This window comes from Actinomadura rubrisoli (genome assembly GCF_004349215.1).
Classification (GTDB): Bacteria; Actinomycetota; Actinomycetes; order Streptosporangiales; family Streptosporangiaceae; genus Spirillospora; species Spirillospora rubrisoli.
Genome location: NZ_SMKU01000290.1, coordinates 1 through 12,079 on the forward strand (window position 1 = coordinate 1; position 12,079 = coordinate 12,079).

The 12,079-nt window shown below is 72.7% G+C and carries 12 protein-coding genes and 1 pseudogene; 2 read left to right on the forward strand and 11 right to left on the reverse strand.

Annotation, left to right across the window (positions count from 1 at the left end; genetic code table 11):
* Positions 1–101 precede the first annotated feature (101 nt).
* The 9 genes from E1298_RS35845 to E1298_RS35885 form a co-directional block, all read right to left on the reverse strand.
* A complete protein-coding gene (locus E1298_RS35845) occupies positions 102–683 on the reverse strand; it encodes a PadR family transcriptional regulator (RefSeq protein ID WP_131901332.1) in 582 nt (193 codons plus the stop codon).
* A gap of 60 nt (positions 684–743) precedes the next feature.
* Positions 744–2,678 (reverse strand): fatty acyl-AMP ligase, encoded by a 1,935-nt coding sequence (locus E1298_RS35850; RefSeq protein WP_131901334.1) that lies wholly within the window; start codon positions 2,676–2,678, stop codon positions 744–746.
* Between the two features lie 6 nt (positions 2,679–2,684).
* A complete protein-coding gene (locus tag E1298_RS35855) occupies positions 2,685–4,454 on the reverse strand; it encodes an acyl-CoA dehydrogenase family protein (protein WP_131901336.1) in 1,770 nt (589 codons plus the stop codon).
* An 85-nt stretch (positions 4,455–4,539) separates the two neighbouring features.
* On the reverse strand, positions 4,540–4,944 hold the full coding sequence (locus tag E1298_RS35860) for a nuclear transport factor 2 family protein (RefSeq protein WP_131901338.1): 405 nt from the start codon (positions 4,942–4,944) through the stop codon (positions 4,540–4,542).
* A 52-nt stretch (positions 4,945–4,996) separates the two neighbouring features.
* Positions 4,997–5,788 (reverse strand): SGNH/GDSL hydrolase family protein, encoded by a 792-nt coding sequence (locus tag E1298_RS35865; protein WP_131901340.1) that lies wholly within the window; start codon positions 5,786–5,788, stop codon positions 4,997–4,999.
* A 32-nt stretch (positions 5,789–5,820) separates the two neighbouring features.
* Positions 5,821–6,450, reverse strand: coding sequence for an SGNH/GDSL hydrolase family protein (locus tag E1298_RS35870; RefSeq protein ID WP_131901342.1), 630 nt, complete (start codon positions 6,448–6,450; stop codon positions 5,821–5,823).
* On the reverse strand, positions 6,450–6,707 hold the full coding sequence (locus E1298_RS35875) for an acyl carrier protein (RefSeq protein WP_131901344.1): 258 nt from the start codon (positions 6,705–6,707) through the stop codon (positions 6,450–6,452). Before E1298_RS35875 ends, E1298_RS35870 begins: the two co-directional genes overlap by 1 nt.
* 676 nt (positions 6,708–7,383) lie before the next feature.
* Positions 7,384–8,136: a MerR family transcriptional regulator gene (locus E1298_RS35880; protein ID WP_131901346.1), complete on the reverse strand. Its 753-nt coding sequence runs from the start codon at positions 8,134–8,136 to the stop codon at positions 7,384–7,386.
* A 41-nt stretch (positions 8,137–8,177) separates the two neighbouring features.
* A complete protein-coding gene (locus tag E1298_RS35885) occupies positions 8,178–9,122 on the reverse strand; it encodes an SDR family NAD(P)-dependent oxidoreductase (protein ID WP_131901348.1) in 945 nt (314 codons plus the stop codon).
* Between the two features lie 100 nt (positions 9,123–9,222).
* Here E1298_RS35885 and E1298_RS35890 point away from each other — a divergent pair, with 100 nt between their 5' ends.
* Together E1298_RS35890 and E1298_RS35895 are read left to right on the forward strand one after the other, a co-directional pair.
* Complete coding sequence (locus E1298_RS35890; protein ID WP_131901350.1) at positions 9,223–10,059, forward strand: helix-turn-helix domain-containing protein; 837 nt, start codon at positions 9,223–9,225, stop codon at positions 10,057–10,059.
* A 111-nt stretch (positions 10,060–10,170) separates the two neighbouring features.
* Positions 10,171–10,632, forward strand: a complete 462-nt coding sequence (locus E1298_RS35895) for a hypothetical protein (protein WP_131901352.1) — start codon at positions 10,171–10,173, stop codon at positions 10,630–10,632.
* A 52-nt stretch (positions 10,633–10,684) separates the two neighbouring features.
* Here the strand turns inward: E1298_RS35895 and E1298_RS35900 are convergent, their stop codons facing one another.
* Positions 10,685–11,794 (reverse strand): NAD(P)H-dependent flavin oxidoreductase, encoded by a 1,110-nt coding sequence (locus tag E1298_RS35900; protein WP_131901354.1) that lies wholly within the window; start codon positions 11,792–11,794, stop codon positions 10,685–10,687.
* Positions 11,795–11,893: 99 nt separating this feature from the next.
* Positions 11,894–12,079 (reverse strand): annotated as a pseudogene (locus E1298_RS49785) (hypothetical protein); the annotation flags it as partial.

The following is a 12,079-nucleotide window of genomic DNA, read 5'->3' on the forward strand; positions in this document are numbered from 1 at the left end:
GGTGGGGCCACTGGGGGTAGGTGCCGGTGCCGCCGCCGTTCGGGCATGCGGCGGCACGGCGTTCGAGGGGCCGGGGGCCGCCGGACGGCGCGGTGCGCGGGTCACGACGGGCCCCCTTCCTCTGCGTGGGCGCCCGCCCTGGCGCGCAGCAGCCGGGCGGTGCTCTTGAACCAGTCGTAGTTCTCCTGCTCGAACCGGCGGCCCCGCAGGCAGGTCAGGTAGGGGCCGATCGGTGCGGCGCTCTGCAGGTACGTCTCCTCGTCGAGGTCGCCGCGCAGGTGCTGCAGGGTGCGCTCGAAGATCTCGACCTTGGCGGCGGACGCCAGGGCCCGGTCCTCCAACTGCGCGATCACCGAGTCCGCGGAGATGTGGTCGACGGCCTGCACCATGACCAGCAGGTTCTCGCGGATGATCCCGGGCTTGGCGGGAGTGGCGGCGAACCGCTCCAACTCCGCGATCCCGGCCTGCGTGACGGTGTACACCCGCTTGTTCGGGCGGTCGTGCTGAATGATCTGCCGTCCGCTGATCAGGTTTTCGGTCTCCAGCTTCGACAGCTCCGAGTAGAGCTGCTGCGGTACGGCATGCCAGAAGTTGGAGACCGACAAATCGAAGATCTTGGCCAGCTGGTAGCCGCTGTACTCGCCGTCGAGCAGCGCAGCCAGCACCGCGTGACGTAGTGCCATCGGCCGTCTCTCCCCGCCTTGACTCAGGGTGATGACCGACACTAGCAGACAAGGACATGATTAGTCATGCTTTTGACTAGGTTCGTCTGGACGGACGGGTTCCGGGGCCGGATTCCGGTCCGTTTCGGGGTTCTTCGGCGGATTCGCGGGACCGGGGCGGAGCGCCGCGAGACCGGGTTCCAGGTCCCCGGCCAGCTCGGTGATCCGTCCGTCGAGGAAGTCGCGGCGGGTCAGCCGGCGCTGCATCTTGCCGCTGGTGGTGCGGCGGACCGCGCCCCGGCCGCACAGCGCCACGCTCAGGGCGGGCAGTTCGAAGGTGCGCGCGAGGTGGGTCTTGACCAGTGACGCCAGCTCCGGCAGCGGGGTCTGCCCAGCCAGCCGGGTGCTGACCTCCTGGACCACGACGACGTGCTCGGTGCCGTCGTCGACGCAGAACGCGGCGGCGGTGTCGACCGCGGGGTGGGCGGCCTGGGCGGCCTCCTCGACGTCTTGGGCGTGGATGTTGCGGCCGTTGACGATGATCAGGTCTTTGATGCGGCCGGTGACGTACAGCTCGCCGCCGTCGAGGAATCCCAGGTCGCCGGTGCGCAGGTAGGGACCGGTGCCGTCGGCGGTGTGGGCGCCGAAGGTCTCGCGGGTGTCGGCGGGCCGCCGCCAGTAGCCCTGGGCGACGCTTGCGCCGCGCACCCAGATCTCCCCGGCGCGTCCGTCGGGCAGGACGGTCCGGGTCCGCGGGTCGACGATCCGCACGTCCAGGGTGACGGGGCGTCCGCTGCTGACCAGCCGCCGCACGCCCGCCGCCGCCCCGCCGCCGGACGCCTCGGAGGACGGTTCGGACGACGGTTCGGCGGGTTCGGCGGGGTCGGGGGGGTCGTTCAGGGCGCGGGCCTCGTCGTGGGTGAGGGCGTCTGCGTCGAAGTCGCGGATGACCGGGCCGGTGCCGGCGGGCGCGCCGGTGACCAGCAGCGTCGTCTCGGCCATGCCGTAGCAGGGCATCCACATCCGGGGCTGGAACCCGGCGGGCGCGAGCCGCTCGGCCACCCGCTCCAGCGTCGCGGCGCGGACGGGTTCGGCGCCGTTCTTGGCGATCCGCAGGGACGACAGGTCCAGGCCGTCCAGCTGCCCCGGGCTGAGGCGGCGCAGCACCAGCTCGTACCCGAAGTTGGGTGCCACGGTGATCGTCGCCCGGTGCCGGGTGATCATCTCCAGCCACAGCACGGGCCGCTTGATGAAGGTGATCGGCGAGGTGAACACATACCGGCAGCCCAGGTAGAGCGGTTCCAGGAACTGCCCGACCAGGCCCATGTCGTGGTAGTGCGGGACCCAGCCGACCCCGACGGTGTCGGCGGACCCGCCGATCCGGCGTTTGATCTCCTCGCCGTTGCCCAGCAGGTTGCCGTGGGAGACCATCACGCCCTTGGGCTCGCCGGTCGACCCCGAGGTGTACTGCAGGAACGCCAGGGTGCCCGGGGAGAACTCCGGCTTGGTCCACCCCGCCGGGTCGGCGGGGCGGGCGGTCTGGGTGTCCAGGCAGCGGACCCGTCCGGTCAGCCCGGCCTCGGCCAGCCATTTCCCGAGCGTGACGGTGTGGGCGGCGTCGGTGAGGATCCAGGCGATGTCGGCGTCGTCGATGATCCGCCGGGTGCGCCCGAACCGCTCGGCGGCCAGCGCGGGCAGCGGCGCCGGGACGGCGATGACGCGCGCGTACAGGCAGGCCAGGAATCCGGTCAGGAACTCCAGCCCCTCCGGGTACAGCAGCAGCACGGCGTGGTCGCGCAATCCCATGGCCTCCAGCCGGCAGGCCAGCGCGCGCGCCCGCCGGTCGAGCTCGGCGAACCCCAGCGTGTCCTCCCGATACCTGCGGCCCGCACCGCCGTGCGGGGGTGTGCCGCGCGGCGGGGCCTTGTCCTCGCGGACGAAGGTGAAGCCGCGCCCGTCCCCGTGGGCCAGGACGTTGGCGCGCACGGCCGACACGAAGTCGGTATGGGGCCGCATGGGCCGTCACTCCCCCGCGCGCAGCATCGACCGGTCGTCCTCGGCCATCGACAGCAGCGAGAACCATCGGTGGTCGTCGAAGCTGCGGAACATCGCGTCCTCCAGGGCGGGCAGGAACTCCTCGGACAGGACGGTGTCGGGCTGGGCGCGCTGCAAGAGCCGCTGCAGGCACAGCACCAGCCACTGGCCGCCGGCGAACGGCCCACCGAACTCGCGGCGATTGTGGATCCAGGTGAGCATGCACGACACCATCGCGTGCAGCTCGCAGTACCGCCGCGCGCGCGCCAGCGCGGCCACCGAGGTGGTGTCGGCCTCGCTCGCGCGGATGCCGGCGTCCAGCGTGGAGCGCAGGCCGCCGATGCTCGACACCAGGTCTTTCAGCTCGGCGGCGACGCCGGGCGCCGCGTGGGTGTTGGCGGCGGTGAGCAGTTCGTCGGCGATGGCCTCGAACCGCTGGCCGACCTCGTCGCGGCCCTCGTTGGTGAGCTGGAGCAGCCGCCCGTCCGGCCGCCAGGTCGGGGGCGTGCGCGTCCAGGAGAACAGGTCGGCCAGCAGATCGTCCTCGGCCCCGGTCTCCTCCGGCGGCGCGATGAGGAACGGCAGCTGGCCGGCGACGTTGGCGAGGTTGACGTGCGTGGTGCCCTCGAAGATGCTCGCGATCGCGTGGTCGCGCTGCAGCTTCTGGAACACCCCGTGCGCGACGCCCTCCCGCAGGTACCCGCGCGCCGCCAGGACGGTGCCGATGCTGGCCACCACCTCCTCGCCCAGCACCGGCACGAAGTACTTCACGATCGACGACCACAGGCTGAGCCGCTGCGGCGCCACCGTCAGCGCGCGCGACACCGGGATCGCCACGCACTCGGCGATCAGCAGGTCCAGATGCGTCTTGACCAGATGGTCGCGGATCACCGGGATGCGGTAGATGTCGGCCCCGTACAGGGTGCGCTGCCGCGAGTACTCCATCCCGATCCGCACCACCGCGTCCATCGTGCCCACCGACAGCGCCGCGATGGCGGTCCGGGTGATCTGCAGCGTCTTCAGCGTCTGCACCAGCCCCGACCCGCGCCGCCCGATCACACAATCGGCCGACACGCGGGCGTCGGTGAACGCCACCCCCGACAGGTCATGCCCGCGCAGCCCCACCGTCCGCACCGGCGGCAGCACCGACCAGCACTGCGGCGCCAACTCCCGCTTGTCCACCAGCAACAACGAGAAGTCCCTGCTCCCGGTCTTGGCGTAGGTGGTGACGAACCGGCCCCGAGTGGCGTTGCCCACCGGCCACTTGGTCCCGTTCAACACCAGATCCTCACCCTCGGACCGGGCTTGGGCCTGCGACGCCATCACATCGCTGCCATGGTCGGCCTCCGAGACCCCGAAACAGGCCAGGTCGCCGCGCAGCACCCCGTCGGCCACCGTCTCACGCTGCCGGGCACTGCCCCACAGCCACACCGGGTTCACCGCCAGCAGCCCCGACCCGTACATCACCGCCACCGTGACGCTGCGCCGCGAGATACCGCGGGTGACAAAGAACAGCTCCTCCAACGTGGTCAGGCGCCCACCCAGCCCGCTGGGCACCAGGTACGCCGGGAACCCCCACGCCCGGACGGCGTCGACCGCGCCGGGCGGGATCTCATCGCGTTCCTCGGCCTCCACGATGGCCCTGTAGGAGAAGGGCCCGGCCTCCTCATCCATGGGGTCGCCGAGATAGGCGTCCAGATCGGCGGCGATCCGGTGCGCCGGGGACAGTACTGCGCGTGCGGGGACCTTTCCGTCCATCTCTTCCTCGACTCCCTCTAGCTGGCCGTATCGCCGAACCCGCCGCGCCGGGCGGGCGGGCCGGCGTGGGTGACAGGCCCCCGCCTCAAGCGGGCGGCCCGGTTTCCTCCATCCGCCTGCCGACCACCCGGGCGAGGGTCATCGCCGCGGGCAGCGGCCGCACCATCACCGTCAGCCCGGTGACCAGGCCGCCCTCGCCGAACCTGAGCAGGTCCAGCCCCTGCACCGACGTGCCCCGCACCCGGGCACTGAAGACCAGCGCCCGCGACGGCGCCGAACCCTCCGCGACGACGCCCACCAGCTCATCGGTGTAGCGGAAGTCCTCAAAAACCTCCAAAAGCACCCGCAGCAGCGCCGTCACCGCGTCACGCCCGCGGTACGGCTTCGCCATCACCGGGCTGAGGAACTCGATATCGGGATCCAGCGCCCGAGTGATCGCGGCGAGGTCCTTGGCCTCCACCGCATGTCGGAACGTTCCGGGAACGGTCACCTGCGCTGCCTTTCGCTTGCCGGTCGTCGGCCCGCCGGGCCACGGGTCGCGGTCAGTGCGCCGCCCCCGCCGGGACGACGCGGGCCAGGTCCTCGGCCCAGGCCCGGTAGCCGGCCGGCGACGGATGGAACCCGTCGGAGGCGAACAGCCGGCGGTCGCGCGCCATGGCCTCGTCCATGGGCGCGTGGAGCGCGCCGCCGGCCCGCGCCGCCTCGCGCATGAGCCTGTCCATGGCCTGCGCCCGGGCCCCGAGGACCAGGCGCAGGGGCCGCGGGATCGCGGGGAACCGGTGCACCGGAGGCATGCCCGCGACGAGGACGGTCGCCCCGTCGTACCTGCGGTGCAGCGCGGTGATGAGCGCGGTCACATCGGCCGTCCACCGTTTCAGCGGACGGCGCCGGATCAGGTCGTTGATCCCCACGGCGACGACCACGAGGTCGGGACCCGGGACGGCGCCGCCGGGCGGCGGGAGGCCGGCGATGACCTTGCGGACCGTGGCGCCGTTCTCCCCGGCGACCGACCAGGCCACGCTGCGTCTCAGCCGTTCCCGCAGCGCCTCGGCGAGGAAGCCCGGCAGCGCCTCGGCGTGGGCCGTCGCTCCCACGCCCACGGCCGTGGACTCTCCGAGCACGATGAGCCGGAACGCCGCGTCCGATCCGTCCGCGGGCCCCGCCCCGCCCGCGCCGCCCTGCCCGTCTTCGGCCGCGACGCCCTGCTCGTCCCCGGTGGCGGGGTCGAGCCGGGGGGTGCGGCGCACGGTGCGCCAGCCCTGGACGACGAGGATCGGCGCGAGCGCGAGCAGCGTCACCGACTGCGGGACACGTTCGAGGAATGGTCTCTTCATCTCTATCCCCAGCTTCGGCAGGCCCCCGAGGATCAGCTGGCCCGCTCCCCCAGCAGGCTTCGGGCGATGTGCGCGATCACCTCCGCGACATACGCGTGCCCCGCGACATTGAGATGGATTCCGTCGGCGCTCCACATCGACGGGTCCGCGACCTTCGACACCGATTCCCGCGCCGGGAACGTCATTCCGAATTCCTGGGATACCCGGTCGAGTTCCTCGTTGAAGTCGGCGATCCGCTGCACCACCCGTTTCCGGCGGAACTGCGACATCGGAGATCGTTCCAAGAACGGTGGGCGCGGCACGGGAATGGCGATGGCCACCGCGCCGGCCGCCCGGGCCCAGCCGAACACCTCGGCGAGCCGATCGGCCACCCGCGCCCGCTCGAAGCCGTTCAGCGCGTCGTTCATGCCGCAGCCGAGCATCACCAGCTCCGGTGTCGGCTCCCGCGCGGCCGGGAGCTGGTCGCGGACCACGTCCTCGATCGTCGCCCCGGGCGTGGACAGGTTGACGAGCCGGTCGCGTGGAATGTCCAGGTGGCGGGCGAGCCGCCCGGCCCAGCCGAGCCAGCCGCCCGCCGGGTCGGGATCGTCCTGCCCCTCGGCCACGCTGTCGCCGAGCACCACCATGGGACGCCCGGCGCCGGCACCGGGCCGGCCGCCCATCACGCGACGAGGGCGAGCAGGTAGTCGGTGAGGTCGGCGACCGTCTCCCGGCGCCGCGCCTCGGCCACGTCGACCTCGACCTGGAGGTGGTCCTCGATGTCGCTGATGATGCTGATGGCATAGACAGAATCCACGCCGTAGCGCGCGAGCTCGACACTCGGATCGATGTTCTCGATGGGCTTGTCGAGGTAGAAGGCGATCCTGTCAATAAGCCACGATTGCAGCTCGTTGTAGGAAATTATTTCCGACCCGTTCACCGCACTCCGCCTTTGTCAGATGATCTTCGATTCAATCGCGATAGTCACCAGGAGACGAGCACAACGCAAGATACCGGCAAACGGGTGGCGTGTCTCAGATTCGCATGTGAACGATCGGACACAAGGATGTCTCTGTTTCGTAAATTAAGTCAGCCGCGCGGTAAAAGTGCACCGTTTTACCGAACGGTAGTGGGTTCCGTTAAGGGGCCCATCGGCCATGATCGGAAACCGGCCGTCCCGGGCGGCTCAATGATCCGTTTCCGCACCGGGGACCGACCCACGACACGCGACCTGCGTTGTTCCCCAGGCGGCCGGTCCCCCGTCCCGTGGGACAGGAGGCGTCACCGGCACGTTCCATGAGAATTTCGGACAGCCCGGCGGACCACCGCGGCGACCCGGGTCGCGGACGGCACCACCCGGGCCCCGGACGGGCCCGTCCGGCGCCCGTGCCGCGCCCCGCCGCGTCCGTCACCGCCGTCCGGCGCGGCGCGGCGGTCCGGAGGGTGACCGGCGGCCTCGCCGCCCCCTGTGCGCCGGGACGGCCGGTCCGCGAGACAGGGGGCGCCCGGGCGCGGTGCCGACGTCCGCGTTCCGCGGGACGCATTGACCGTGCCCAGGACCATGAGCACAGCGCCCGGTTCCCGGCCGCCCCGGTGTCCGCCGAGAATCCGGCCCCTCATTCCCGTTCCGGCGTCCTGGAAATCGAATTCCCCGACGCCCGGGCCGTGACGTAGTGGTGCAGGCGGCCGGAGCCCTCGATCATGGCCGCCGACCGCAGCGCGAGTTCCGCGCCCCGCCGCGCGATGGCCTCGCCGAGCGCGCCGGCGCCGCCCGTCCGGCGCAGGTCGTCCAGCACGAGACGGATCTGCGGTAGCGGGTGACGGCCCTGGCGCAGCAGGATGACCATCCGCGCGTCGCGGACGTCGGACGGGCCGTAGAGCCGGTACCCGGTGGCCGGGTCGCGTGCGGGCACCAGGAGGCCGGCGGACTCCCACATGCGCAGCGCGGACGCGCGGACCCCCAGGTGCGCGGCGGCCTCCCCGATGCGCAGGCCCGCCCGGGGCACGGCCGAGGTGTCCGGCTTCCGCTCCGCGACCGCCTGGAGCGCCTCGCCGGTGGCGCGGAGCGAGAGCCGCTGCTCGTGCAGGGCCGCGTGCCCCGCGTCCACGAGCGCGTACGCCTGGGGCAGGTCCCCCGCGTGGACGGCCCGCATGATCGCCTGCGCGGCGTCCCCTCCGTGCCCGCGCGCGAGCGCCTGGTAGGTGAGCGCGGCCTCGCGGTGGACGGCGTCGAACCGCCGGTAGCCGGACGGGGTGCGCGGGACGGGGGGCAGGACGCCCGCGTCCTCGTAGTCGCGGATCTGCTGGGTCGAGACGCCCGCGGCCCGCGCCAGGTCGATGGGACGCAGCCCACCGCCCGCACCGCCCATCGGACCGCCTCCCGGCAGAGGAGTACACGCGTGATCTCAGGCTATCGGCCTTCGTCGACGAGGAGCTCCGACAGATCCCAGAGCCGTTCGGCGCGCTCGGGATCCAGGGCGTGGCGCAGGTAGTGGCCGTTCGGCGGATCCCCGGTCCCCGTCCACGGCCCGGCGATGGCGCAGTCGTCGAGGTACTTGCCGCTCACGCCGTCGAGCTCCGGCGCGACGGCGGCCCAGACGGAGGTGGCCGCGCCCTGCTCCGGCGTCTTCCAGCCGGGCGGCCGCTCCTCGGCCGACCAGCCCGTCTCCGCCAGTTCCCGCCGCGGGATGTGCCGCTGCAGCCCGGTCATGATGGCGCCCGGCATGACCGCGTTGCAGGTGATGCCGTCCCCCGCGAAGTGGGCGGTCATGCCGACGGCGAACAGCGCGGTGGCGGTCTTGGACTGGCCGTACGCCTCCCAGGGGTCGTACGGCCGGTACAGGTAGTTGGGGTCGTCGAGGTCGACGTCGCCGCGCCGGTGCGCCCGCGACGACAGCGACACCACGCGCGCCCCGCCCGCCGCGCGCAGGGACGGCAGCAGTCCCAGCGTGAGGGCGAAGTGCCCGAGATGGTTGACGCCGAACTGCGACTCGAAGCCCTCGGCCGTCCGGGTCAGCGGCGTGGCCATGATCCCGGCGTTGGCCACCAGGATGTGCAGCGGCCTGCCGGTGGCCGCGTGGGCGTGCACCCAGCGGCGGACCGACTCCAGGGAGCCGAGGTCGAGCGGCCGGAAGACCACCCGGCCGTTCCCGGTGTCCTCGCGCAGCCGCGCCGCCGCCTCCTCGCCCTTCGCGGAGTCGCGCCCGGCCAGCACGACGCGGGCGCCCGCCTCCGCGAACGCCCTCGCGGTCTCCAGGCCCAGCCCGGACGCCCCTCCCGTCACGATCGTCTCCTTGCCGGTCAGGTTGTGCCCGCCGATCACGTCCATCGCCGTCGAGCTCGCGTCGTAGGTCATGTCCCGAGAGTCCCGGCGCCCCGGCCGGGGCGCCAGTTCCCCGCGTTCCTGGCAGTGACGGGGCTACCCATGCCACCGGGCCGGCTGCCAGACTTGTCGGGTGTCGAGCGCACTCGGCGCCTTCCTGCGCGCCCGCCGCGCCCGTGTTCGGCCGTCCGACGTCGGGCTCCCGCCGGGCACCGGCCTGCGCCGCACGCCCGGCCTGCGCCGTGAGGAGCTGGCCGCGCTCTCCGGCGTGAGCATCGACTACTACATCCGCCTGGAGCAGGGCAGGGAGACCAACCCGAGCAGCGCCGTCCTGGACGCCCTGGCCGCCGCGCTCAGGCTCGACGACGAGGAGCACGCCCACCTGTACGCGCTGGCCAGCCACGCCGCCCGCCGCGCCTACCCCGGGCGCCGTACCGCGGACCGGACGGTCCGTCCGGCGGTGCGGCTGCTCCTGGAGAACGTCCGGCCCTGCCCCGCGTACGTGGTGGCCCGCACGGGCGACGTCCTCGCCGCCAACCCCGAAGCCCAGGCGCTGTTCATCGGGATGGGCGACTGGCCCGAGCACCGGCGCAACATCGTCCGGTACGTCTTCCTGCATCCGGCGGCCCGCAGCCTCCTCGCCGACTGGGACGGCTCGGCCGCTAGCTGCGTCGCCAACCTGCGCGGCGTTCTGGAGACCGACCCCGGCGCACCGGACCTGACCGCCCTCAGCGAGGAGCTCACCGCCGAGAGCGCCGAGTTCGCCGAGTTGTGGGGACGCCACGACGTCCGCCATCGGGGCGGCGGCCGCAAGTCGTTCCGCCATCCCGATGTCGGCGACCTCACGCTGCTCTACGAGTCCCTGCGCCTCGGCGGCACCGGCCAGCGCCTGACGATCTACCAGGCCGCCCCCGGCACTTCCGATCACGACGCGCTGACGCTGCTGTCCCTGGCCGCCGGCTCGCGCTGACCGCGTCGCGCCGGCGGGGAAATGGTGTGTCCGAAACCCCGGCCGGGGTTTGTGGCGATCGTGCCGTGGCAAGCCCGCGTGGACGGCAAGCCACGGAAGGAATGACAGGCCATGGCCTTGCACATAGGACGCAAGCATCGGGAGACCAGCGACGCACCGGCCGCCGCGCCGCGATGGCGGTTCTGGCAAGGGCGGCGCCTCTGGCCGTCGCGGACGGCGCCGGCCGCCGGGACCGGGACGGGCGCTCCGGACGCGACCAAGACCGTCGTGGTGGAGCGCAAGCCCCGCAGGTGGCGGCGCACCAGGCCCAACCCTGTCAGCATGATGATCCTGGCCGCCGGCTGGGCGGCCGTGGTGATCCTCGCGCTCGGCATGCTGCTCACCTGGGGCGACGCCAACCCCGGCAACGACATCGTGGACGCCGTGCTCGACGCCGGGCGCTGGCTCGCCACCCCGTTCCACGACGTCTTCACCCGCCGGGACCCCGAGGAGCAGCTCTACATCAACTGGACCATCGCGGCCGTGGTCTACTACGTCCTCGCGCGGGCGGTCTCCTGGATGACGCGCTTCTGACGGTCCGGGTCCCGGCCGGGCAGGCGGCCGGGGCGCGGGGCCCGGCGGCCGTTCAGGTGCCGGTGATGGCGTTGAGGCGGTCGACGGCCTCCACGTACTCCTCGATCAGGTCGTAGACGACCTGCGCGGCGGGCTTGACCTGGTTCATGGAGCCGACGATCTGGCCGACCGGGAACGTGACCAGCTCGCCATCGCCGGAGCGGGCGATGCGGGGCAGCGCATCCGCGACCAGCATGAACTGCATCGGCATCGGCAGGTAGCCGGGGGACCTCTCGCTCTCCCACGCCTCGGTCCAGGCGGTCTTGAGGAAGCGGGCGGGCTTGCCCGTCCAGGCGCGGGACCGCACGGTGTCGCGGGAGGTGGCCCCGAGCAGCTTCGGCAGGGCCCGCTCGGGGGTGTCGGCCTCGTCCACGGTGAGCCAGATGGAGCCGGTCCAGACGCCCTCGGCGCCGAGCGCAAGGCCCGCCGCCATCTGCCGGCCGCGGCCGATCCCCCCGGCGGCGAGGACGATGGTCTCGGCGCCGACGGCGTCCACGACCTCGGGGATGAGGACCATCGTGGAGACGTCGCCGGTGTGCCCGCCGGCCTCGGTGCCCTGCGCCACGATGATGTCGACGCCCACGTCGGCCTGCTTGCGGGCGTGCCGGGCGTTGGAGGCCAGGCCCGCGACCTTCACGCCGTGCTCGTGCGCCTGCGCGACGACGTCGGCGGGCGGCGGGCCGAGCGCGTTGGCCAGCAGCGCGATCGGGTGCTTGAGCGCGACCTCGACCTGGGGGCGCGCGGTCTGGTCGGTCCAGCCGAGCAGCGCCCGCCCGGCCGTCCCGGTGGACGGCTCGACGCCGTGCTCGGCGAGCAGGTCCTCCAGGAACGTCCGGTGCTCGGCGGGGATCATGCCCTGGAGCCTGCCGAGCAGTTCGTCGGCGTCGCCGAGGTCGGCGCCCTCGTACTTCGCGGGCATCACCACGTCCACGCCGTAGGGCTTGCCGCCCGCGTGCTCGTCGATCCACTTGAGTTCGAGTTCGAGCTCCTCGGGGCTGAAGTAGAGGGCGCCGAGGACGCCCATGCCGCCGGCGCGGCTCACGGCCGCGACCACGTCGCGGCAATGACTGAACGCGAAGATCGGGTATTCGATGCCGAATAGTTCGGTGACTCGTGTCCGCACAGCCCCGACCCTAGGCGGGGCGAACTGAAACTGCAACAGGTTCTAGTTGGCGAGATCAGCCTTGAGGACAGGCAAACGAACGGTCGCCTAGAACAGGTATCAGCGGCGGTCCGGAGGGCGGCCGGACGGGGCGGGGCGCTGCCCCTGGCCCATCGGCGGCGCCGGACGGCCGGACGCGCCGGACGCGCCGGGCGGAACAGGCGGGCCGGGCGGCCCCGGACGGGCACCGGGCTCAGCGGCCTGCCCTGGTTGCCCTGGTTGCCCCGGCCGCCGGGGGTCCGTGGC

Excerpts from the sequence above, each read along its gene's own strand:
- E1298_RS35885 (WP_131901348.1), bottom strand. The coding sequence starts at position 9,122 with ATGACCTACGACGCGAGCTCGACGGCGATGGACGTGATCGGCGGGCAC.
- E1298_RS35895 (WP_131901352.1), top strand. The coding sequence starts at position 10,171 with ATGGCCTTGCACATAGGACGCAAGCATCGGGAGACCAGCGACGCACCG.
- E1298_RS35865 (WP_131901340.1), bottom strand. The coding sequence starts at position 5,788 with ATGAAGAGACCATTCCTCGAACGTGTCCCGCAGTCGGTGACGCTGCTC.
- E1298_RS35850 (WP_131901334.1), bottom strand. The coding sequence starts at position 2,678 with ATGCGGCCCCATACCGACTTCGTGTCGGCCGTGCGCGCCAACGTCCTG.
- E1298_RS35880 (WP_131901346.1), bottom strand. The coding sequence starts at position 8,136 with ATGGGCGGTGCGGGCGGTGGGCTGCGTCCCATCGACCTGGCGCGGGCC.
- E1298_RS35870 (WP_131901342.1), bottom strand. The coding sequence starts at position 6,450 with ATGGGCGGCCGGCCCGGTGCCGGCGCCGGGCGTCCCATGGTGGTGCTC.
- E1298_RS35855 (WP_131901336.1), bottom strand. The coding sequence starts at position 4,454 with ATGGACGGAAAGGTCCCCGCACGCGCAGTACTGTCCCCGGCGCACCGG.
- E1298_RS35845 (WP_131901332.1), bottom strand. The coding sequence starts at position 683 with ATGGCACTACGTCACGCGGTGCTGGCTGCGCTGCTCGACGGCGAGTAC.